Raw genomic sequence first — 19630 nt, 5'->3', positions numbered from 1 at the left:
CCACCCCCCCCCACCTCCCCCACCCCCACATCCATCCCCACCACCTTCATACGACAATCAGGCAAACCCCCACCCCCCACCACTCCACAACGTCCACCCCCCCACCCCCCACCCCACCCCTACCGTGGAACCCCACCGCACACCCACGGAGAGGCCAGCACACCCATGACCACCCCCACCACCCCCTTCTGGCTGGCCGGCCGCAAGGCCACCGGCGACGCCACCTTCCCCGTCACCTCCCCGTGGGACAACCGCCCGGTCGGCACCGTCAGCATCCCCACCGACCCCCAGATCGAAGAGGCCGTCGCAGCCGCCCACGCCGTCCGCGAGGACTTCGCCGCGACCCCCGCCCACACCCGCGCCGCCGCCCTGGACCACGTCAGCCGCGGCCTCGCGTCCCGCACCGAGGAGATCGCCCAGCTGATCTCCGCCGAGAACGGCAAGCCGATCAAGTGGGCCCGCGGAGAGGTCGGCCGCGCCGTCTCCGTCTTCCGGTTCGCCGCCGAGGAGGCCCGCCGCTTCAACGGCGGAGACGCCCAACGCCTGGACACCGACGCCGGAGGTCAGGGCCGCCTCGCCCTGACCCGCCGCTTCCCCAAGGGCGTCGTCCTCGGCATCGCGCCCTTCAACTTCCCGCTCAACCTCTGCGCCCACAAGATCGCCCCCGCCATCGCCGCGGGCGTCCCGATCATCCTCAAGCCGGCCCCGGCCACCCCACTCTCCGGCCTGATCCTGGGCGAACTCCTCGCCGAGACCGACCTCCCGGCAGGCTCTTGGAGCATCCTCCCGGTGCCGAACGACCGGATGCCCGCCCTGGTCCAGGACGAGCGCCTGCCCGTGATCTCCTTCACCGGCTCCGAGAAGGTCGGCTACGCGATCATGGACTCGGTGCCCCGCAAGCACTGCACCCTGGAACTGGGCGGCAACGGCGCCGCCGTGGTCCTCGCCGACTACGCCTCCGACGCCGACCTCGACTGGGCCGCGACCCGTATCGCGACCTTCTCCAACTACCAGGGCGGCCAGTCCTGCATCTCCGTGCAGCGGGTGATCGCCGACGCCGCCGTCTACGACCGCCTGCTCCCGAGGATCGTCGCCGCCGTCGAGGCCCAGGTCACCGGCGACCCCTCCGACGCCTCCACCGATGTCGGCCCGCTGGTCAGCGAGGACGCCGCCCGGCGCGTCGAGTCCTGGGTCGACGAGGCCGTAGAGAAGGGCGCGCGCCTGCTCACCGGCGGCAAGCGCGACGCCGCCGCCTACGCCCCGACCGTCCTCACCGATGTCCCCGCGGACGCCACCCTCGCCTGCGAGGAGATCTTCGGCCCGGTCCTCACGGTCCAGAAGGTCGACGGCGAGACGGCGGCCTTCGCGGCGGTCAACTCCTCCAAGTACGGCCTCCAGGCCGGCGTCTTCACCCATGACGTCCAGACCGCGTTCCGCGCCCACCGCGCCCTGGAGGTCGGCGGCGTGATCATCGGCGATGTCCCGTCCTACCGCGCCGACCAGATGCCGTACGGCGGCGCCAAGCTCTCCGGCGTCGGCCGCGAGGGCGTGCGCTACGCGATGGACGACTACACCTACGAGCGCGTCCTCGTCCTCACCGGCCTGGCCCTCTGAGCCCAGGACGCACCCCACGGCCGGAGCCCACTGTGCGGGGGCTCCGGCCGTACCCGCACACCCCGCCCGCACACCCCGCACGCACCCCCTCCGCACGCCCCCGTCCGCACCCCCGATGCGCGCCCCCCGGACGGCCGAACGGCCGCGCGTGGGGTGGTCGCCGCCCCCGGATTCCGGTAGATACGAACGGGTAGCACCCGTCGGTAACCGCAGGGCCCTCAGATCCCGATCCGCGGCGAGGTGAGCGTCATGTCCGCAGCCCCCACCCAGCCCAGCGTCTCCGAACGCGAGGCCCGCCGAGTCGCGGAGGCCGCCCGGGAACGGGACTGGCACCGGCCCAGCTTCGCCAGGGAACTCTTCCTCGGCCGCTTCCGCCTCGACCTGATCCACCCCCACCCCCTCCCCGCCCGGGAGGACACCGCCCGCGGCGAAGCCTTCCTCACCGCGCTCCGCGACTTCTGCGAACACCGCGTCGACCCGGCGCTGATCGAACGCGAGGCCCGCATCCCCGACGAGGTCGTCACCGGCCTCAAGGAACTCGGCGCGCTCGGCATGAAGATCGACACGAAGTACGGCGGCCTGGGCCTCACCCAGGTGTACTACAACAAGGCCCTCGCCCTGGTCGGCTCCACCAGCCCGGCGCTGGGCGCCCTGCTCTCCGCCCATCAGTCGATCGGCGTACCGCAGCCGCTGAAGCTGTTCGGCACCGAGGAGCAGAAGGACGCCTTCCTGCCGCGCTGCGCCCGCAGCGCCATCTCGGCGTTCCTGCTGACCGAGCCCGATGTCGGCTCCGACCCGGCCAGGCTGGCCACCACCGCCGTCCCGGACGGCGACGACTACGTCCTGGACGGCGTGAAACTCTGGACCACCAACGGAGTGATCGCCGACCTCCTGGTCGTCATGGCCCGGGTACCGGCGACGCCGGACGGACCCAGGGGCGGGATCACCGCCTTCGTCGTGGAGGCCGACTCACCCGGCATCACCGTCGAGCACCGCAACGCCTTCATGGGCCTGCGCGGCATCGAGAACGGTGTCACCCGCTTCCACCAGGTCAGGGTCCCGGCGGCGAACCGGATCGGCCCCGAGGGCGCCGGCCTCAAGATCGCCCTCACGACCCTCAACACCGGCCGTCTCTCGCTGCCCGCGATGTGTGTCGGGGCGGGCAAATGGTGTCTGAAAATCGCCCGTGAATGGTCGGCGGCGCGGGAGCAGTGGGGCAAGCCGGTCGCCCTCCACGAGGCCGTCGGCTCCAAGATCAGCTTTATCGCGGCCACCACCTTCGCCCTGGAGGCGGTCGTCGACCTGTCCTCCCAGCTGGCCGACGAGGACCGCAACGACATCCGTATCGAAGCCGCCCTCGCCAAGCTCTACGGCTCCGAGATGGCCTGTCTGATGGCCGATGAACTGGTCCAGATCCGCGGCGGCCGGGGCTTCGAGACCGCCGAGTCCCTCAAGGCCCGCGGCGAACGGGCCGTCCCCGCCGAGCAGATGCTGCGCGACCTGCGCATCAACCGCATCTTCGAGGGCTCCACGGAGATCATGCACCTCCTCATCGCCCGCGAGGCGGTGGACGCCCACCTCTCCGTGGCCGGCGATCTGATCGACCCCGACAAGTCCCTCCAGGACAAGGCGAGGGCGGGCGCGCACGCGGGCGCCTTCTACGCCAAGTGGCTCCCGAAACTGATCGCCGGACCGGGCCAACTCCCCACGTCCTACGGTGAGTTCAAGCACGGCATCGACCTCTCCGGCCACCTCCGCTTCGTCGAACGCACCTCCCGCAGACTGGCCCGCTCCACGTTCTACGCCATGTCCCGCTGGCAGGGCCGGATGGAGACCAAGCAGGGCTTCCTGGGCCGGATCGTGGACATCGGCGCCGAACTCTTCGCGATGAGCGCGGCCTGCGTCCGCGCCGAACTCCTGCGCCGCCAGGGCGACCACGGCCCGGCGGCGTACCAACTGGCCGACACCTTCTGCCGCCAGTCCCGCATCCGCGTGGAGGAACTCTTCACCCGCCTGTGGACCAACACGGACGACCAGGACCGCAAGGTGGTGAAAGCGGTCCTGGCCGGCACGTACGAGTGGCTGGAGGCGGGAATCACAGACCCATCAGGAAACGGCCCCTGGATCGCGGACGCGCCCCCGGGCCCATCCACGGCGACGAACGTCCACCGCAAAATCCCCTAGCGGGCATCTTTAGGGGCGCGAGGAACTGCGCGACCAGCCCCCCACCGACCCGCACCCGAATCCGAGACAGAACCGATCAGCACTTCTTGTCGCTGGCATCCCTCGTGGTCCAAGAACAAGAATCCACCTTGGACCCATTGGCCTTGGTCAGCGTCGCCGTATCACTCGTGTTGTTCCACACGTACCACCCACGGTCCTGGTACTTGTTCGTGGACGTGTCGTTCCCCGACCCCGTCCGGATCTTCATCGTCTTCCCCGCCCCGATCTTGATGTTGGCGAAGACGTACTTGTGGTTGGACTTGTCCTTCAGCACCCACCCCTTCAGCGAGATCGCCGAGCGGCTGGTGTTCTTGATCTCCGCCCACTCCCCGTTGAGGCTGGAGTTGGAGCCGTTGTCGGAACCGGGGCTGTCGAACCAGACCCGGTTCAGCACCACCCCGCCGGCCGCCTGCGCCGGACTGGTGAGCAGAGTGCCGGTGAGGACGGCCGCGCCCGTGAGGGCGAGCGCGGGCATGGTCAGAGCGGCGCGTATGCGCATGGAGAGATCCCCCCAAGGATGTCGTCCAGGAAAAGCGCGGAGCCGGACATCGGTCCACCGGCCCGCGGAACAGAAGTCGTATCACACGATCTTCACCGCTACTTCACAATGCGTGATTTCCGGGCAGGTGCCGTATCGCACCGCTTCCCGGGGGGACACCCTGTCCGGGTGGGCCGCCGATGCGGCAAGAATGGGGGGATGAGCGACAGTCCAGCCCGCCCCCTCGCCGACCCGCACCTCGTCTACGACCCCGTCGCGGGAACCGGCCCCAAGGACGTGGCGATCCTCGGCTCCACCGGCTCGATCGGCACCCAGGCCATCGACCTCGTACTGCGCAACCCCGACCGCTTCCGGGTCACCGCGCTCTCCGCCAACGGCAGCCGCGCCGAGCTGCTCGCCGAGCAGGCCCACCGCACCGGCGCCCGGACCGTCGCGGTCGCCCTCCCGGACGCCGTACCGGCCCTGCGGGCCGCCCTGAGCGCCCGCTACGGGCCCGGGGAGCCGCAGCCCGAGATCCTCGCCGGACCGGACGCGGCCACCGAGCTCGCCGCCTCCGACTGCCACACGGTGCTCAACGGCATCACCGGCTCCATCGGACTCGCGCCGACCCTCGCCGCCCTGGCGGCGGGCCGCACCCTCGCGCTCGCCAACAAGGAGTCGCTCATCGTCGGCGGCCCGCTGGTCAAGGCGCTGGCCCGGCCCGGCCAGATCATCCCGGTGGACTCCGAGCACGCGGCGCTCTTCCAGGCGCTCGCCGCCGGCACCCGCGCCGATGTCCGCAAACTCGTCGTCACCGCCTCCGGCGGCCCCTTCCGCGGCCGGACCAGGGCGGAGCTGGCCGAGGTCACCGTCGCCGACGCCCTCGCCCACCCCACCTGGGCCATGGGACCGGTGATCACCATCAACTCCGCGACCCTGGTCAACAAGGGCCTGGAGGTCATCGAGGCGCACCTGCTCTACGACATCCCCTTCGACCGCATCGAGGTGGTCGTGCATCCGCAGTCGTATGTCCACTCGATGGTCGAGTTCACCGATGGTTCCACCCTCGCCCAGGCGACGCCGCCCGATATGCGCGGTCCGATCGCCATCGGTCTGGGCTGGCCCGAACGGGTGCCGGACGCGGCCCCGGCCTTCGACTGGACCAAGGCGTCCACCTGGGAGTTCTTCCCGCTCGACACCGAGGCGTTCCCCTCGGTGGGCCTCGCCCGGCACGTCGGTACGCTCGCGGGCACCGCTCCGGCGGTGTTCAATGCCGCCAACGAGGAGTGCGTCGAGGCGTTCCGCCGGGGCGCGCTGCCCTTCAACGGCATCATGGACACCGTCACCCGGGTGGTCGAGGAACACGGAACCCCGGTGTCGGGAACTTCGCTGACCGTGTCGGACGTCCTCGAAGCGGAGACCTGGGCACGCGCCCGTTCCCGGGAACTGACGGCACAGACGGCACAGAAAGCCACCGCGGAGGCCCGTGCATGACGACCCTGATGATGATCCTCGGCATAGTCGTGTTCGCGGTCGGCCTGCTGATCTCGATCGCCTGGCACGAGCTGGGGCATCTGTCCACCGCCAAGTTCTTCGGCATCCGGGTGCCGCAGTACATGGTCGGCTTCGGCCCGACCATCTGGTCCCGCCGCCGAGGCGAGACCGAGTACGGCATCAAGGCCATCCCCCTCGGCGGCTACATCCGCATGATCGGCATGTTCCCGCCCGGCCCGGACGGCAGGATCGAGGCCCGCTCCACCTCCCCGTGGCGCGGCATGATCGAGGACGCCCGCTCGGCCGCCTTCGAGGAGCTGAAGCCGGGCGACGAGACCCGCCTCTTCTACACGCGCAAGCCGTGGAAGCGGGTCATCGTGATGTTCGCGGGCCCCTTCATGAACCTGATCCTGGCGGTGGCGCTCTTCCTCACCGTCCTGATGGGCTTCGGCATCTCCCAGCAGACCACCACCGTCTCCTCGGTCTCCCAGTGCGTCATCGCGCAGAGCGAGAACCGCGACACCTGCCGTGACTCCGACCGGCCCGCCCCGGCCGCCGCCGCCGGACTGAAGGCGGGCGACAAGATCGTCTCCTTCGACGGCGTCCGCACCGACGACTGGAACGAACTCTCGGACCTGATCCGCGCCAACCCCGGCAAGGAGATCCCGATCGTCGTCGACCGCGACGGCCGGGACGTCACGCTCCACGCCACCATCGCCACCAACCAGGTCGCCCGGAAGGACTCCAGCGGCCAGATCGTCCAGGGCGAGTACGTCAGCGCCGGTTTCCTCGGCTTCAGCGCCGCCACCGGCATCGTCCGCCAGGACTTCGGCGACTCGGTGGTCTGGATGGGCGACCGCGTCGGTGACGCCGTGGACTCCCTCGCCGCCCTCCCGTCCAAGATCCCGGCCCTGTGGGACGCCGCGTTCGGCGACGGCGAGCGCGAGGCGGACTCCCCGATGGGCGTGGTCGGCGCGGCCCGCGTCGGCGGCGAGATCTTCACCCTGGACATCCCGCCCACCCAGCAGCTCGCCATGGCCCTGATGCTGGTCGCGGGCTTCAACCTCTCCCTCTTCCTCTTCAACATGCTCCCGCTGCTCCCGCTCGACGGCGGGCATGTCGCGGGCGCGCTGTGGGAGTCGCTGCGCCGCCATCTGGCCCGGCTGCTGCGCCGCCCGGACCCGGGCCCGTTCGATGTGGCGAAGCTGATGCCGGTGGCCTATGTGGTGGCCGGAATCTTTATCTGCTTCACGGTCCTGGTCCTGATCGCGGACGTGGTCAACCCGGTCAGAATCTCCTAGCCACCCCGCGTTCACGGAGGCCGGAACCCGAACGGGTGTCCGGCCGCCCGTCGTGGGCCGGGTTTACCCGATGAATGTGCCCGGCGCGGGGCCCGTACCGTAATCTCGAAGGCCGGAGCCCGCCGCTTCTCGGGGCCGGACCTTGATCCACGACTTGGGGTTGCACAGCAGATGACTGCGATTTCTCTCGGCATGCCGACCGTTCCGCTCAAGATCGCCGAGCGCCGCCAGAGCCGGCAGATCCAGGTCGGCACCGTCGCCGTCGGCGGCGACGCCCCCGTCTCCGTGCAGTCCATGACCACCACCCGCACCTCGGACATCGGCGCCACGCTCCAGCAGATCGCCGAGCTGACCGCCTCCGGCTGCCAGATCGTCCGGGTCGCCTGCCCCACCCAGGACGACGCCGACGCGCTGTCCACGATCGCCCGCAAGTCGCAGATCCCCGTCATCGCGGACATCCACTTCCAGCCCAAGTACGTCTTCGCCGCCATCGAGGCGGGCTGCGCCGCGGTCCGGGTCAACCCGGGCAACATCAAGCAGTTCGACGACAAGGTCAAGGAGATCGCCCGCGCCGCCAAGGACCACGGCACGCCCATCCGCATCGGCGTGAACGCGGGCTCCCTGGACCGCCGCCTGCTCCAGAAGTACGGCAGGGCCACCCCCGAGGCCCTGGTCGAATCCGCCCTCTGGGAGGCGTCACTCTTCGAGGAGCACGGCTTCCGGGACATCAAGATCTCGGTCAAGCACAACGACCCGGTCGTCATGGTCGAGGCGTACAAGCAGCTCGCCGCCCAGTGCGACTACCCCCTCCACCTCGGCGTCACCGAGGCCGGCCCCGCCTTCCAGGGCACCATCAAGTCGGCCGTCGCCTTCGGCGCCCTGCTCTCCCAGGGCATCGGCGACACCATCCGGGTCTCCCTCTCCGCGCCCCCGGTCGAGGAGGTCAAGGTCGGCAACCAGATCCTGGAGTCCCTCAACCTCCGGCAGCGCGGCCTGGAGATCGTCTCCTGCCCCTCCTGCGGTCGCGCCCAGGTCGATGTCTACAAGCTGGCCGAGGAAGTCACCGCGGGCCTGACCGGCATGGAGGTCCCCCTCCGCGTCGCCGTCATGGGCTGTGTCGTCAACGGCCCCGGCGAGGCCCGCGAGGCCGACCTCGGCGTCGCCTCCGGCAACGGCAAGGGCCAGATCTTCGTCAAGGGCGAGGTCATCAAGACCGTCCCCGAGTCCAAGATCGTGGAGACCCTCATCGAGGAAGCCATGAAACTGGCCGAACAGATGGAAGCCGCAGGCACGGAATCAGGCGAGCCCACCATCTCAGTAGCCGGCTGACCCAAAGCCTTCATCCGACCACTGCCTCCAGTGGCGCGGGAAACTGCGCACCCCCCCACAACCCGCACTCTCCACCCCACCCCGCACCCCACCCACCCCCCAGGGGCGCGGGGAACTGCGCAACCACCCCCCACAACCCGCACCCGCAAGCCCCCCTTCAAGCCCCCCACACGAGGCGCCACAGCCAACCTCGCCCTACAACCCCCAGCGGGGCGGCACCACAAAGCAACCGCAGGTACAGTGCGGAGATCAGCAGAACCCACCCCGTGAGGCCCCGCCCGTGCTGACCCAGACCACCTCCCGGGTCCTCGAACCGAGCGACCTGGACGCCGCGCTCGCCGTCCTGCACCGCGAGCCGGTGGCGAACGCCTTCGTCACCTCCCGCGTCCAGATCGCCGGCCTCGACCCCTGGCGCCTGGGCGGCGAGATGTGGGGCTGGTACGAGGACGGCATGCTGACCTCCCTCTGCTACGCGGGCGCCAACCTCGTCCCCATCTGCGCCACCCCCCGCGCCGTGCGCGCCTTCGCCGACCGGGCCCGCCGGGCGGGCCGCCGCTGCTCCTCGATCGTCGGCCCCGCCGAACCCACCACCGCCCTGTGGCGGCTCCTGGAACCCCACTGGGGCCCGCCCCGCGAGGTCCGCGCCCAGCAGCCCCTCATGGTCACCGACCACCTGCCCGCCGACATCGCCCCGGACCCCTATGTCCGCCGCGTCCGCAAGGACGAGATGGAGACGATCATGCCGGCCTGCGTGGCGATGTTCACCGAGGAGGTCGGCGTCTCCCCGATGGCCGGCGACGGCGGACTGCTCTACCAGGCGAGGGTCGCCGAACTCGTCGGCTCCGGCCGCTCCTTCGCCCGGATCGACGAGACGGGCAGGGTCGTCTTCAAGGCGGAGATCGGCGCCGCCACCGACCGCGCCTGCCAGATCCAGGGCGTCTGGGTGGCCCCCGAGTACCGGGGCCGGGGCCTGGCCGCCCCCGGCATGGCCGCCGTCCTGAAGTACGCCCTCGCCGATGTGGCCCCCGTGGTCAGCCTCTATGTCAACGACTACAACACCGCCGCCCGCCGCACCTACACCCGGGTCGGCTTCCGCGAGGTCGGCGCGTTCATGAGCGTCCTCTTCTGACCACCCCACCCCACCCCGCGCGCGCCCACCCCCACCCGGCCCGCACCCCACCCCCACCGCGCGCCCCCCGCCCCCCACACCCCCCTGTACGCTCCCGCCATGGACCCCGTCATCGGCCCCTTGGACATGTCCGCCCACGTGGACGAGGCCCTCGCCGTCCAGGCCCTGGCCTTCGGGCTGAGCCCCGAGGAGGTCGCGGTCCGCCGCCAGATCGTGCTGCGCCACATGACCTACCCCGGCGCCCGCGCCTACGGCGCCACCGTCGCCGGACAACTGGCCGGCTTCGTGTACGGGATGCCCAACGACCGCGCCCACTGGTGGTCCACCGTCGTCGAGCCCTACCTCCGCGCCCAGGACAACACCCACTGGCTGGACGGCTCCTTCGTGATCACCGAACTCCATGTCCACCCGGCCCACCAGAACCACGGCATCGGCCGCGCCCTGATCACCACCATCACCGACACCGCCGCCGAACCCCGGTCGATCCTCTCCGCCATCGACACCGACAGCCCGGCCCGCGGTCTGTACCGCTCCCTCGGCTATGTGGACCTGGCCCGCCGGGTCCACTTCCCCAGCGCTCCCAAGCCCTACGCGGTCATGGGAGCCCCGCTCCCGCTGCCCCGATAACGGATTTCCACCGGCCCCCGCCCCCCGGCTAACCTCCTAGCCATCACCCTTTCCTGGCAGGAGTACGAGAACGATGGCGAACGCACCGGTCCAGCGCATGTCCCAGTTGTTGGCGAAGACCCTGCGCGACGACCCGGCGGACGCCGAGGTCCTCAGCCACAAACTCCTCGTCCGCGCCGGATACGTCCGCCGGACCGCCGCCGGCATCTGGTCCTGGCTGCCGCTGGGCAAGAAGGTCCTCGCCAATGTCGAGCGGATCGTCCGTGAGGAGATGGACGCGATCGGCGCCCAGGAGGTGCTGCTCCCCGCCCTCCTCCCGCGCGAGCCCTACGAGGCCACCGGCCGCTGGGACGAGTACGGCGCCGAACTCTTCCGCCTCAACGACCGCAAGGGCGGCGACTACCTCCTCGGCCCCACCCACGAGGAGATCTTCACCTTGCTCGTGAAGGACCAGGCGTCCTCGTACAAGGACCTGCCGGTGATCCTCTACCAGATCCAGACCAAGTTCCGCGACGAGGCCCGCCCCCGGGCCGGGATCCTGCGCGGCCGGGAGTTCCTGATGAAGGACTCCTACTCCTTCGACCTCACCGACGAGGGCCTGACCGAGTCGTACGGGCTGCACCGGGCCGCCTACCAGAAGGTGTTCGAGCGGCTGGGGCTCGACTACCGGATCTGCGCGGCCACCGCCGGGGCGATGGGCGGCTCAAAGTCGGAGGAGTTCCTCGCCCCCTCCGAGGCCGGCGAGGACCTCTTCGCGGACTGCCCCAACTGCGCGTTCGCCGCCAACACCGAGGCGATCACCTATGAGCTGCGGCCGGTCGACGGCTCGGCCGTACCGCCCGCCGAGAACATCGACACCCCCGACACCCCCACCATCGAGACCCTGGCCGCCAAGCTCGGCGTCCCGGCCTCCGCCACCCTGAAGAACCTGCTGGTCAAGGTGGACGGCGAGATCGTCGCGGTGGGCGTCCCCGGCGACCGCGAGGTGGACCTCGGCAAGGTCGAGGCGCACTTCGCCCCGGCCGGGGTCGAACTGGTCACCGCCGAGGACTTCACCGGCCGCCCCGACCTGGTCCGCGGCTATGTCGGACCCCAGGGCCTGGCCAAGGTCACGTACCTCGCCGACCCGCGCGTGGCCCCCGGCACGGCCTGGATCACCGGCGCCAACCAGGAGCACGTCCACGCGAAGAACGTGGTCGCGGGCCGCGACTTCGAGGTCGACGAGTACGTCGATGTCGTGGTCGTCCAGGACGGCGACCCCTGCCCCAACTGCGGCACCGGCCTCACGCTGGACCGCGCCATCGAGATCGGCCACATCTTCCAGCTCGGCCGCAAGTACGCCGACGCCCTCAAGCTGGACGTCCTCGGCCAGACCGGCAAGCCGGTCCGGGTCACCATGGGCTCCTACGGCATCGGCGTCTCCCGCGCGGTCGCCGCCCTCGCCGAGCAGACCGCCGACGACAAGGGCCTGTGCTGGCCCGCCGAGGTCGCCCCCGCCGATGTCCATGTGGTCGCCGCGGGCAAGGCCCTCCAGACCGAACTGGCCCTGGACATCGCCGGGAAGCTCGCCGCGGCCGGTGTCCGGGTCCTGGTGGACGACCGGGCCGGGGTCTCGCCGGGCGTCAAGTTCACCGACTCCGAGCTGATCGGCGTACCCAAGATCCTGGTCGCGGGCCGCCGGGCCGGGGAGGGTGTGGTCGAGCTGAAGGACCGCCGCACCGGGGAGCGCGAGGAACTGTCGGTGGCGGACGCCATCGCCCTGCTCACGGCCTGACGGGAAGGGCCCTCCTGGCCCTCTTGAGCCTCCTGGACCTCTTGGCCCTCTTGGACCTCCTGCCGGGCCCCGGCAGGAGGTTCTTCACAGCCACCCGGCGAACTCCAGCAGCAGTTCCGCGTCCCCCGGCCGCCCCACCCTGAGCGCCCGTACGCCCGACTCGACGGCCCGGAACAGCGTCCAGCCGCGCAGCCGCTCCTGGTCGACCTCCAGGGACTCCGCGAGGCGCTTGATCCGGCGCCGGGTGATTGCCGCGCCCGACGGGCTGCCGATCAGATCCTCCACCCGGTCCCGCACCAGCCGCGCCAGATCGAACGCGCACTCCCCGACCACCGGGTCCGGCCCCACCGCCAGCCATGGCATCCGCTCCGCCGACAGCACCTTGCTCTGTCGGAACGTCCCGTGCAGCAGCCGCCGCTCGGGCGGCCCGTCCAACAGCCCGGCACGGGCGTCCAGCGCCGCGTCCACCAGCGGCGCCAGGGCGGGGTCCGCCGCCGCGCTCGCCCGCATCGCCGCCGCCTGCCGCCCGGTGCGCTCACCGACCGTCTCGAAGGTCACCCCGGGCGGCGGCTCCACCCACAGCCGGCGCAGCACCCCGGCCGCCTCCAGCAGCGCCTTCGCCTCCGCCAGCGAGCGCAGCGAGACATCCTGGTGCAGCCGCTCCAGCAGCAGCGCCCCGTCCCCGGCCTCGTCCGGCAGCGGCAGCACGGCACCCCGGCCGCCCCAGTGCGCCAGCGCCGCCCGCTCGCCCTCCGGCCGGGCCCGCGGCGGGGCCAGCTTCAGCACGGCGGGGAACTCGTCGGCGTACCGGACGAGCACCACCAGGCTGCTGCGGCCACCGGGCACCTGGACCCGCTCCACGCCCAACTCGCGCCGCGCGAGGGCCTCCTGGAGGATCTCCGGCAGCCGCGCCAGCCAGTCGTCACCCTCCGGTGCCGTCTCGCCCAGCGCCCTGATCAGTCGCCCCGGCGGTGCGAAAGCCATACGCGCGTCGTTCCCTTCCCCTACCTCACGCCGAGGGCGCCGGTGACGCCGAGGCGGCCTCGGACCGCTCGGCGAGACCAGGGAAGGCTACGCTGCCGCCCCGCCAGCCCACCGCCCGGACCGCCGCCTCGCGCAGCCCCTCGGCCGCCGTGGCCCGCAGCCCGCCCTCGGCGGCCCGCACCAGGTCGGAGTAGACACCGGCCACCCGCTCCTCCAGTTCCGCCGCCAGCCGCACCGCCGCCGGGGCGTCCGCCACCGGGAACGGCAGCGCGTACCCGGCCGCCGCCGCCACCGGCTCGCCGCCCCGGTCCCGCACCAGGCGGGCCAGCGCGTCCCGCCGGGCGCGATGGGCGTCGTAGGCCGCCTGGGCCCGGGGCCGCCCGGCCTCGTCGATCCGGCCGCCGACGACCCCGTACCCGTACACGGCCGCGTGTTCGGCGGCCAGCGCGGCCTGGAGCGCCGTCAGCTCCGCCTCCCCGCTCGTGCCCTCGCTCATGTGTGCTCGCTCATGTGGTCTCGCCCTCGGTCAGCAGAAACGCGTGTGCCGCCCCGGCCGCCGCCACCGAGGCCAGCAGCCGGGCCGTCTCGCCCGGCAGATCCAGCAGTTCGCGGGTGCGCCGGTCGGCGAGGGTCCGCTCCGCCGCCGCCAGCGCGGCCAGCGCGCCCTTCGCGTCCCCGGGGACCGGCGAGGCGGAGGGCGCGGGCGATCCGCTCGGCCCCGGTGCCCCGCCGAACGCCCGCGCGTGCCGGACGACCGCCGCCCGCAGCGGACCCAGCCGCTCCGCGAGCGCCGGGTGGGCGGCGATCACGGCGTCGTACCGCCCGGCGAGGACCTGGCTCTCGCGGGCCGCCCGCGCGCGGGCCCGGTCGGCGGCGGCCGGGTTGTCCCCGGGGGTGCCGCCGTCGCCGTCGGCGGTGCAGCCGGTCAGCAGCAGGGTGCCCGCGGCCGAGACGAGCAGGGTTCTTCTGCGCGGCCCGGAGCGGGCACGCGACGGCGGGGGCAACGGCACGGCAGACGTCCTCGGCAGGCTCGTACGAACAGATCTAGTCATATACGGGATATATGAGCGGATATGCAGGGTCGCGAAACGGCGCGAACGGTCGGGAACGGACGCGAAGCAGAAGCGACGGAAAACGACGGAAAGTGATCGGGTGGTCGGGCCGGGCGGATCGCGTGTGATCACCGTACCCGCGCCCGCCCCCCTGACCCGTCAGCGGCACCGCTCCCGTGCGCCCCCGTCCACCGCCACCCAGGTGGACGGCAACACGTCCCGCGACCGGATACCCTTTGACCAGACACGCGCCCTTCCCACAACAGCACACGCGGCCGAGGAGTCACCCGGATGAGCACCACCCAGAGCGAGAGGCTGCGAGAGCTGCTGGAACCGCTCGTCGCCTCCCAGGGACTGGATCTCGAAGAGATCGCCGTGGACTCCGTAGGCCGCAAGCGTGTGCTGCGCGTCGTCGTCGACTCCACCGCCGGGGCGGATCTGGACCAGGTCGCCGAGGTGAGCCGCGCGCTGTCGGCGAAGCTGGACGAGACCGACGCGATGGGTGACGGCGAGTACACCCTGGAGGTCGGCACCCCGGGCGCCGAGCGCCCCCTCACCGAGCCGCGCCACTACGAGCGCGCCACCGGCCGGCTGGTCCGCTTCCAGCTCGCCGGGGACGGCGAGATCGTGGCGCGGATCCTGGCCGTGGACGAGGACGGCCTCGACACCGAGGTGCCCGGCGTCAAGGGCCGCCGGCCCACCGCGCGCAGACTCCTCTTCGCCGGGATCGAGAAGGCACGGGTCCAGGTCGAGTTCGGCCGCAAGGACCACAAGGACCAGCACGACCGGGACGACCTGGATGACCGGGACGACCGGGCGGACACGACGGACATGACGGAAGAGGAGGAGGCGTAGCCGTGGACATCGACATGAGCGCCCTGCGGGGCTTGGTGCGGGAGAAGGAGATCTCCTTCGACCTGCTGGTCGAGGCGATCGAGGCGGCCCTCCTCATCGCCTACCACCGCACCGACGGCAGCCGCCGCCACGCGCGCGTGGAGCTGAACCGGGAGACCGGGCACGTCACGGTGTGGGCGAAGGAGGACCCGGAGGACCTGGAGGAGGGCCAGCAGGCCCGCGAGTTCGACGACACCCCCTCCGACTTCGGCCGGATCGCCGCGACCACCGCCAAGCAGGTCATCCTCCAGCGGCTGCGCGACGCCGAGGACGACGCCACGCTCGGCGAGTACGCGGGCCGCGAGGGCGACATCGTCACCGGTGTCGTCCAGCAGGGCCGCGACCCCAAGAACGTGCTGGTGGACATCGGCAAGCTGGAGGCCATCCTGCCGGTGCAGGAGCAGGTCCCCGGCGAGACCTATACGCACGGCCTGCGGCTGCGGTCGTATGTCGTCCGGGTGGCCAAGGGGGTGCGCGGTCCGTCCGTCACCCTCTCGCGCACCCACCCCAATCTGGTGAAGAAGCTGTTCGCGCTGGAGGTGCCGGAGATCGCCGACGGATCCGTCGAGATCGCCGCCATCGCCCGCGAGGCCGGCCACCGCACCAAGATCGCCGTCCGCTCGACCCGCACGGGCCTGAACGCCAAGGGGGCCTGTATCGGCCCCATGGGCGGCCGGGTGCGCAATGTGATGGGCGAGCTGAACGGCGAGAAGATCGACATCGTCGACTGGTCGGACGACCCGGCGGAGATGGTGGCCAACGCGCTGTCGCCCGCCCGGGTCTCCAAGGTCGACGTGGTGGACCTCGCCGCCCGCTCCGCGCGGGTGACGGTACCCGACTACCAGCTGTCGCTGGCCATCGGCAAGGAGGGCCAGAACGCCCGCCTCGCCGCCCGGCTCACGGGCTGGCGGATCGACATCCGCCCGGACACCGAGCAGCCCGCCGAGCAGGGATCACCTGGGAGTGGGGAATAGATCCACGCCGAGTGTGGGTTGGATCACGACAACACGCGTTCGATCACTGCCCCGAAGGGGTGAGGTCGGTGCGGGGAGGTAGACTAAGGAGTGTCTGGCCGGACGCGCGCCACCGCACGCCCTGAGCGCACCTGTGTGGGGTGCAGGCAGCGAGCGGCCAAGACCGAACTGCTGCGGATCGTGGCGGTCGGGGGCGATTGCACCCCCGATCCTCGCGGTACGCTGCCCGGCCGGGGTGCGTATGTACACCCCGCCCAGGTCTGTCTGGACCAGGCGGTACGCCGCCGGGCGTTCCCGAGGGCGTTGCGTGCCCCGGGCCCGCTCGACGTAAAGGCGTTGCGCCGGTACGTGCAGCAGGCACAGAGTGACCCGGTTGCTGAACAGGCGACACGGTAGAAAGACATGCCGTGCGGACTCCCCGCGCGGTCAGGTACCTCGCGAGTCGGAAGTAGGTCGAGATTGCGATGAGCACTCGATGAGTACGCGATGAGTACGCCCATGAACTAGCGACGGTCCGGCCGCAACCCGGACCTCAGAGGAGCGAAGTGGCTAAGGTCCGGGTCTACGAACTCGCCAAGGAGTTCGGTGTGGAGAGCAAGGTCGTCATGGCCAAGCTCCAGGAACTCGGTGAATTCGTCCGTTCGGCGTCTTCGACGATCGAAGCGCCCGTAGTACGCAAGCTGACCGACGCCTTCCAGCAGGGCAGCGGCAATGGCAGGTCCGCCGCCAAGCCCGCCCCCCGGAAGGCGGCCCCCAAGCCCGGCGCGCCGTCCCCGGCGCAGGCGGGCCGTCCCGCTGCCCCGAAGCCCGGCGCCCCGCGCCCGGCTCCCGTGCAGCAGCCCGCGGCCCCGGCGGCCTCCGCCGCCCCGGCCGCGACGCCGGGCCAGGGCCCGCGTCCCACGCCGGGTCCCCGGCCCGCGCCCAAGCCGGCCCCGGCCGCCCCGGAGTTCACCGCTCCGCCGGCGCCCACCACCCCGGCTCCGGCCCAGTCCTCGCCCAAGCCCAACACGGGTCCGCGCCCCGGCGCGCCCCGTCCGGGGGGTCGCCCCTCCGGTCCCGGGCAGGGTCAGGGCCAGGGTCAGGGCCAGGGCCAGTCGCGTCCCGGTCAGGGCGCCCCGCGCCCCGGTGGCCAGGGCCAGCGTCCCGGCGGTGCCCGTCCCTCGGGTCCCCGTCCGGGCAACAACCCCTTCACCTCCGGCGGCAACGCCGGTATGGCCCGTCCGCAGTCGCCGCGTCCCCAGGGCGCGCGTCCCGGCCCCGGTGGTCCCGGTGGCGGCGGCGCCCGTCCCCAGGCGTCCGGCGCCCAGGGCGGCGGCGGTCCGCGTCCCCAGGCTCCCGGCGGCAACCGGCCGAACCCGGGCGCGATGCCCCGTCCGCAGGGCGGCGGTCCGCGTCCCGGTGGCGGTGCCGCGGGTCCGCGTCCCAACCCCGGCATGATGCCGCAGCGTCCGGCGGCCGGTCCGCGTCCCGGTGGCGGTGGCCCCGGTGGCCGCGGTCCCGGTGGCGGCGGTCGCGGTCCCGGTGGCGGTGGCGGCGGTCGTCCCGGTGGCGGCGGCGGCGGGTTCGCCCGTCCCGGCGGTGGCGGCGGCGGCTTCGCCGGTCGTCCCGGCGGTCCCGGTGGCGGTGGCGGCGGTTTCGCCGGTCGTCCCGGTGGTCCCGGTGGCGGTGGCGGCGGTGGCCGTCCCGGCTTCGGCGGCCGTCCCGGCGGTCCCGGTGGCCGCGGTGGCACGCAGGGCGCCTTCGGCCGTCCCGGCGGTCCGGCCCGGCGTGGCCGCAAGTCGAAGCGGCAGCGGCGCCAGGAGTACGAGGCCATGCAGGCCCCGAGCGTCGGCGGCGTGATGCTGCCGCGCGGCAACGGCGAGTCGATCCGGCTCTCCCGCGGCGCGTCGCTCACCGACTTCGCCGAGAAGATCAACGCCAACCCGGCGTCCCTCGTCGCGGTCATGATGAACCTCGGCGAGATGGTCACGGCCACCCAGTCCGTCTCGGACGAGACGCTGGAACTCCTCGCGGGCGAGATGAACTACACGGTTCAGATCGTCAGCCCCGAGGAGGAGGACCGCGAGCTGCTGGAGTCCTTCGACATCGAGTTCGGCGAGGACGAGGGCGACGAGGACGACCTGGTCGTCCGCCCGCCGGTCGTCACCGTCATGGGTCACGTCGACCACGGAAAGACCCGGCTCCTCGACGCCATCCGCAAGACCAACGTCATCGCGGGCGAGGCAGGCGGCATCACCCAGCACATCGGTGCCTACCAGGTCGCGACCGAGGTCAACGACGAAGAGCGCAAGATCACCTTCATCGACACCCCGGGTCACGAGGCGTTCACCGCCATGCGTGCCCGTGGTGCCCGCTCGACCGACATCGCCATCCTGGTGGTCGCGGCCAACGACGGCGTCATGCCGCAGACGGTCGAGGCGCTCAACCACGCCAAGGCGGCCGACGTCCCGATCGTGGTCGCGGTCAACAAGATCGACGTCGAGGGCGCCGACCCGACCAAGGTGCGCGGCCAGCTCACCGAGTTCGGGCTGGTGGCCGAGGAGTACGGCGGCGAGACCATGTTCGTCGACATCTCCGCCAAGCAGGGGCTGAACATCGACTCCCTGCTGGAGGCCGTGGTCCTCACCGCGGACGCCTCGCTCGACCTGCGGGCCAACCCGCACCAGGACGCGCAGGGCATCTCGATCGAGTCCCGGCTCGACCGGGGACGCGGTGCCGTCTCCACGGTCCTCGTCCAGCGAGGCACCCTGCGGGTCGGCGACACCATGGTCGTGGGCGACGCCTACGGCCGGGTCCGCGCCATGCTCGACGACAACGGCAACAACGTCGCCGAGGCGGGCCCGTCGACGCCGGTCCAGGTCCTGGGCCTGACCAACGTCCCGGGCGCGGGTGACAACTTCCTGGTGGTCGAGGAGGACCGTACGGCCCGCCAGATCGCCGAGAAGCGCGCCGCCCGCGAGCGCAATGCGGCCTTCGCCAAGCGCACCCGCCGTGTCTCGCTGGAGGACCTGGACAAGGTCCTGAAGGCCGGCGAGGTCCAGCAGCTCAACCTGATCATCAAGGGCGACGCGTCCGGATCGGTCGAGGCGCTGGAATCCTCCCTGCTCCAGCTGGACGTCGGCGAAGAGGTCGACATCCGGGTCCTGCACCGCGGTGTCGGTGCGGTCACGGAGTCCGACATCGACCTCGCGATGGGCTCCGACGCCATCGTCATCGGCTTCAACGTCCGTGCGGCCGGCCGGGCCGCGCAGATGGCCGAGCGCGAGGGTGTGGACGTCCGGTACTACTCGGTCATCTACCAGGCGATCGAGGAGATCGAGGCGGCCCTCAAGGGCATGCTCAAGCCGGAGTTCGAAGAGGTCGAGCTGGGTACGGCGGAGATCCGCGAGGTCTTCCGCTCCTCCAAGCTCGGCAACATCGCGGGTGTCCTCATCCGCTCCGGCGAGGTCAAGCGCAACACCAAGGCCCGTCTCATCCGCGACGGCAAGGTCATCGCGGAGAACCTCAACATCGACGGCCTGCGCCGCTTCAAGGACGACGTCACCGAGATCCGCGAAGGCTTCGAGGGCGGTATCAACCTCGGAAACTTCAACGACATCAAGATCGACGACGTCATCGCGACATACGAGATGCGCGAGAAGCCGAGGGTGTAAACCCTGAAGGGGCTGGCCGACGGGACTCCTGTCCCGTCGGCCAGCCCGCTTTAGGGGCGCTGGGGGTACCCCCTCTGGGGGAGGAACTGCGCGACCAGCCACCA

The 19630-nt window shown here is 71.8% G+C and carries 16 protein-coding genes; 12 read left to right on the top strand and 4 right to left on the bottom strand.

What is annotated here, in order from left to right; genetic code table 11:
* The first annotated feature begins 165 nt into the window (after window positions 1–165).
* The gene (locus ABZX40_RS25230) at window positions 166–1614 is read left to right on the top strand and encodes an aldehyde dehydrogenase family protein (protein ID WP_355742649.1); all 1449 of its coding nucleotides are present in this window, start codon (window positions 166–168) and stop codon (window positions 1612–1614) included.
* 249 nt (window positions 1615–1863) lie between these two features.
* Entirely contained in the window at window positions 1864–3798 is a 1935-nt protein-coding gene (locus ABZX40_RS25225) for an acyl-CoA dehydrogenase family protein (protein WP_355742652.1), read from the top strand.
* 76 nt (window positions 3799–3874) lie between these two features.
* Here ABZX40_RS25225 and ABZX40_RS25220 read toward each other — a convergent pair whose 3' ends face one another.
* Window positions 3875–4336, bottom strand: a complete 462-nt coding sequence (locus ABZX40_RS25220) for a lamin tail domain-containing protein (RefSeq protein ID WP_355742655.1) — start codon at window positions 4334–4336, stop codon at window positions 3875–3877.
* Between the two features lie 198 nt (window positions 4337–4534).
* On the opposite strand from ABZX40_RS25220, the gene dxr reads away from it, so the two are divergent.
* The 6 genes from dxr to ABZX40_RS25190 all read left to right on the top strand — a co-directional run bounded on the left by dxr (window position 4535) and on the right by ABZX40_RS25190 (window position 11969).
* Entirely contained in the window at window positions 4535–5809 is a 1275-nt protein-coding gene (gene dxr / locus ABZX40_RS25215) for a 1-deoxy-D-xylulose-5-phosphate reductoisomerase (protein ID WP_355742658.1), read from the top strand.
* Window positions 5810–5817: 8 nt separating this feature from the next.
* The gene (locus tag ABZX40_RS25210) at window positions 5818–7110 is read left to right on the top strand and encodes a site-2 protease family protein (RefSeq protein WP_355742716.1); all 1293 of its coding nucleotides are present in this window, start codon (window positions 5818–5820) and stop codon (window positions 7108–7110) included.
* 171 nt (window positions 7111–7281) lie between these two features.
* A complete protein-coding gene (ispG, locus tag ABZX40_RS25205; RefSeq protein WP_355742661.1) occupies window positions 7282–8439 on the top strand; it encodes a flavodoxin-dependent (E)-4-hydroxy-3-methylbut-2-enyl-diphosphate synthase in 1158 nt (385 codons plus the stop codon).
* 280 nt (window positions 8440–8719) lie between these two features.
* Window positions 8720–9568: a GNAT family N-acetyltransferase gene (locus ABZX40_RS25200; protein ID WP_355742663.1), complete on the top strand. Its 849-nt coding sequence runs from the start codon at window positions 8720–8722 to the stop codon at window positions 9566–9568.
* Window positions 9569–9667: 99 nt separating this feature from the next.
* Entirely contained in the window at window positions 9668–10195 is a 528-nt protein-coding gene (locus tag ABZX40_RS25195; RefSeq protein ID WP_355742666.1) for a GNAT family N-acetyltransferase, read from the top strand.
* A 73-nt stretch (window positions 10196–10268) separates the two neighbouring features.
* Window positions 10269–11969 (top strand): proline--tRNA ligase, encoded by a 1701-nt coding sequence (locus tag ABZX40_RS25190; protein WP_355742669.1) that lies wholly within the window; start codon window positions 10269–10271, stop codon window positions 11967–11969.
* 84 nt (window positions 11970–12053) lie between these two features.
* Here ABZX40_RS25190 and ABZX40_RS25185 read toward each other — a convergent pair whose 3' ends face one another.
* Genes ABZX40_RS25185 through ABZX40_RS25175 form a run of 3 tightly spaced genes read right to left on the bottom strand, consistent with a single transcriptional unit; the run spans window position 12054 to window position 13963 of the window.
* Window positions 12054–12953, bottom strand: coding sequence for an aminoglycoside phosphotransferase family protein (locus tag ABZX40_RS25185; protein ID WP_355742672.1), 900 nt, complete (start codon window positions 12951–12953; stop codon window positions 12054–12056).
* 25 nt (window positions 12954–12978) lie between these two features.
* Window positions 12979–13449, bottom strand: coding sequence for a ferritin-like domain-containing protein (locus tag ABZX40_RS25180; protein ID WP_355742675.1), 471 nt, complete (start codon window positions 13447–13449; stop codon window positions 12979–12981).
* Between the two features lie 10 nt (window positions 13450–13459).
* Window positions 13460–13963 carry a hypothetical protein gene (locus ABZX40_RS25175; protein WP_355742678.1) on the bottom strand — a complete coding sequence of 168 codons (504 nt, stop codon included), beginning with the start codon at window positions 13961–13963 and terminating at the stop codon, window positions 13460–13462.
* A gap of 333 nt (window positions 13964–14296) precedes the next feature.
* Here ABZX40_RS25175 and rimP point away from each other — a divergent pair, with 333 nt between their 5' ends.
* The 4 genes from rimP (at window position 14297) to infB (ending at window position 19526) form a co-directional block, all read left to right on the top strand.
* Window positions 14297–14860 (top strand): ribosome maturation factor RimP, encoded by a 564-nt coding sequence (gene rimP / locus ABZX40_RS25170; RefSeq protein ID WP_355742681.1) that lies wholly within the window; start codon window positions 14297–14299, stop codon window positions 14858–14860.
* A gap of 2 nt (window positions 14861–14862) precedes the next feature.
* Window positions 14863–15873 (top strand): transcription termination factor NusA, encoded by a 1011-nt coding sequence (gene nusA, locus ABZX40_RS25165; protein ID WP_355742684.1) that lies wholly within the window; start codon window positions 14863–14865, stop codon window positions 15871–15873.
* A gap of 90 nt (window positions 15874–15963) precedes the next feature.
* On the top strand, window positions 15964–16269 hold the full coding sequence (locus ABZX40_RS25160; RefSeq protein WP_355742687.1) for a YlxR family protein: 306 nt from the start codon (window positions 15964–15966) through the stop codon (window positions 16267–16269).
* Window positions 16270–16418: 149 nt separating this feature from the next.
* On the top strand, window positions 16419–19526 hold the full coding sequence (gene infB, locus ABZX40_RS25155; RefSeq protein WP_355742690.1) for a translation initiation factor IF-2: 3108 nt from the start codon (window positions 16419–16421) through the stop codon (window positions 19524–19526).
* The last annotated feature ends 104 nt before the right edge of the window (window positions 19527–19630 follow it).

The organism is Streptomyces sp. NPDC004610 (genome assembly GCF_040609715.1).
GTDB lineage: Bacteria > Actinomycetota > Actinomycetes > Streptomycetales > Streptomycetaceae > Streptomyces.
Note: the sequence above shows the minus strand (reverse complement) of the source record. Positions and strands in the feature narration are given on the sequence as shown.

Coding starts and splice junctions, on each gene's coding strand:
- ABZX40_RS25225 (WP_355742652.1), top strand. CDS start 1,864: ATGTCCGCAGCCCCCACCCAGCCCAGCGTCTCCGAACGCGAGGCCCGC.
- ABZX40_RS25180 (WP_355742675.1), bottom strand. CDS start 13,449: ATGAGCGAGGGCACGAGCGGGGAGGCGGAGCTGACGGCGCTCCAGGCC.
- dxr (WP_355742658.1), top strand. CDS start 4,535: ATGAGCGACAGTCCAGCCCGCCCCCTCGCCGACCCGCACCTCGTCTAC.
- ABZX40_RS25220 (WP_355742655.1), bottom strand. CDS start 4,336: ATGCGCATACGCGCCGCTCTGACCATGCCCGCGCTCGCCCTCACGGGC.
- ABZX40_RS25230 (WP_355742649.1), top strand. CDS start 166: ATGACCACCCCCACCACCCCCTTCTGGCTGGCCGGCCGCAAGGCCACC.
- ABZX40_RS25195 (WP_355742666.1), top strand. CDS start 9,668: ATGGACCCCGTCATCGGCCCCTTGGACATGTCCGCCCACGTGGACGAG.
- rimP (WP_355742681.1), top strand. CDS start 14,297: ATGAGCACCACCCAGAGCGAGAGGCTGCGAGAGCTGCTGGAACCGCTC.
- ispG (WP_355742661.1), top strand. CDS start 7,282: ATGACTGCGATTTCTCTCGGCATGCCGACCGTTCCGCTCAAGATCGCC.
- ABZX40_RS25190 (WP_355742669.1), top strand. CDS start 10,269: ATGGCGAACGCACCGGTCCAGCGCATGTCCCAGTTGTTGGCGAAGACC.
- ABZX40_RS25185 (WP_355742672.1), bottom strand. CDS start 12,953: ATGGCTTTCGCACCGCCGGGGCGACTGATCAGGGCGCTGGGCGAGACG.
- ABZX40_RS25210 (WP_355742716.1), top strand. CDS start 5,818: ATGATGATCCTCGGCATAGTCGTGTTCGCGGTCGGCCTGCTGATCTCG.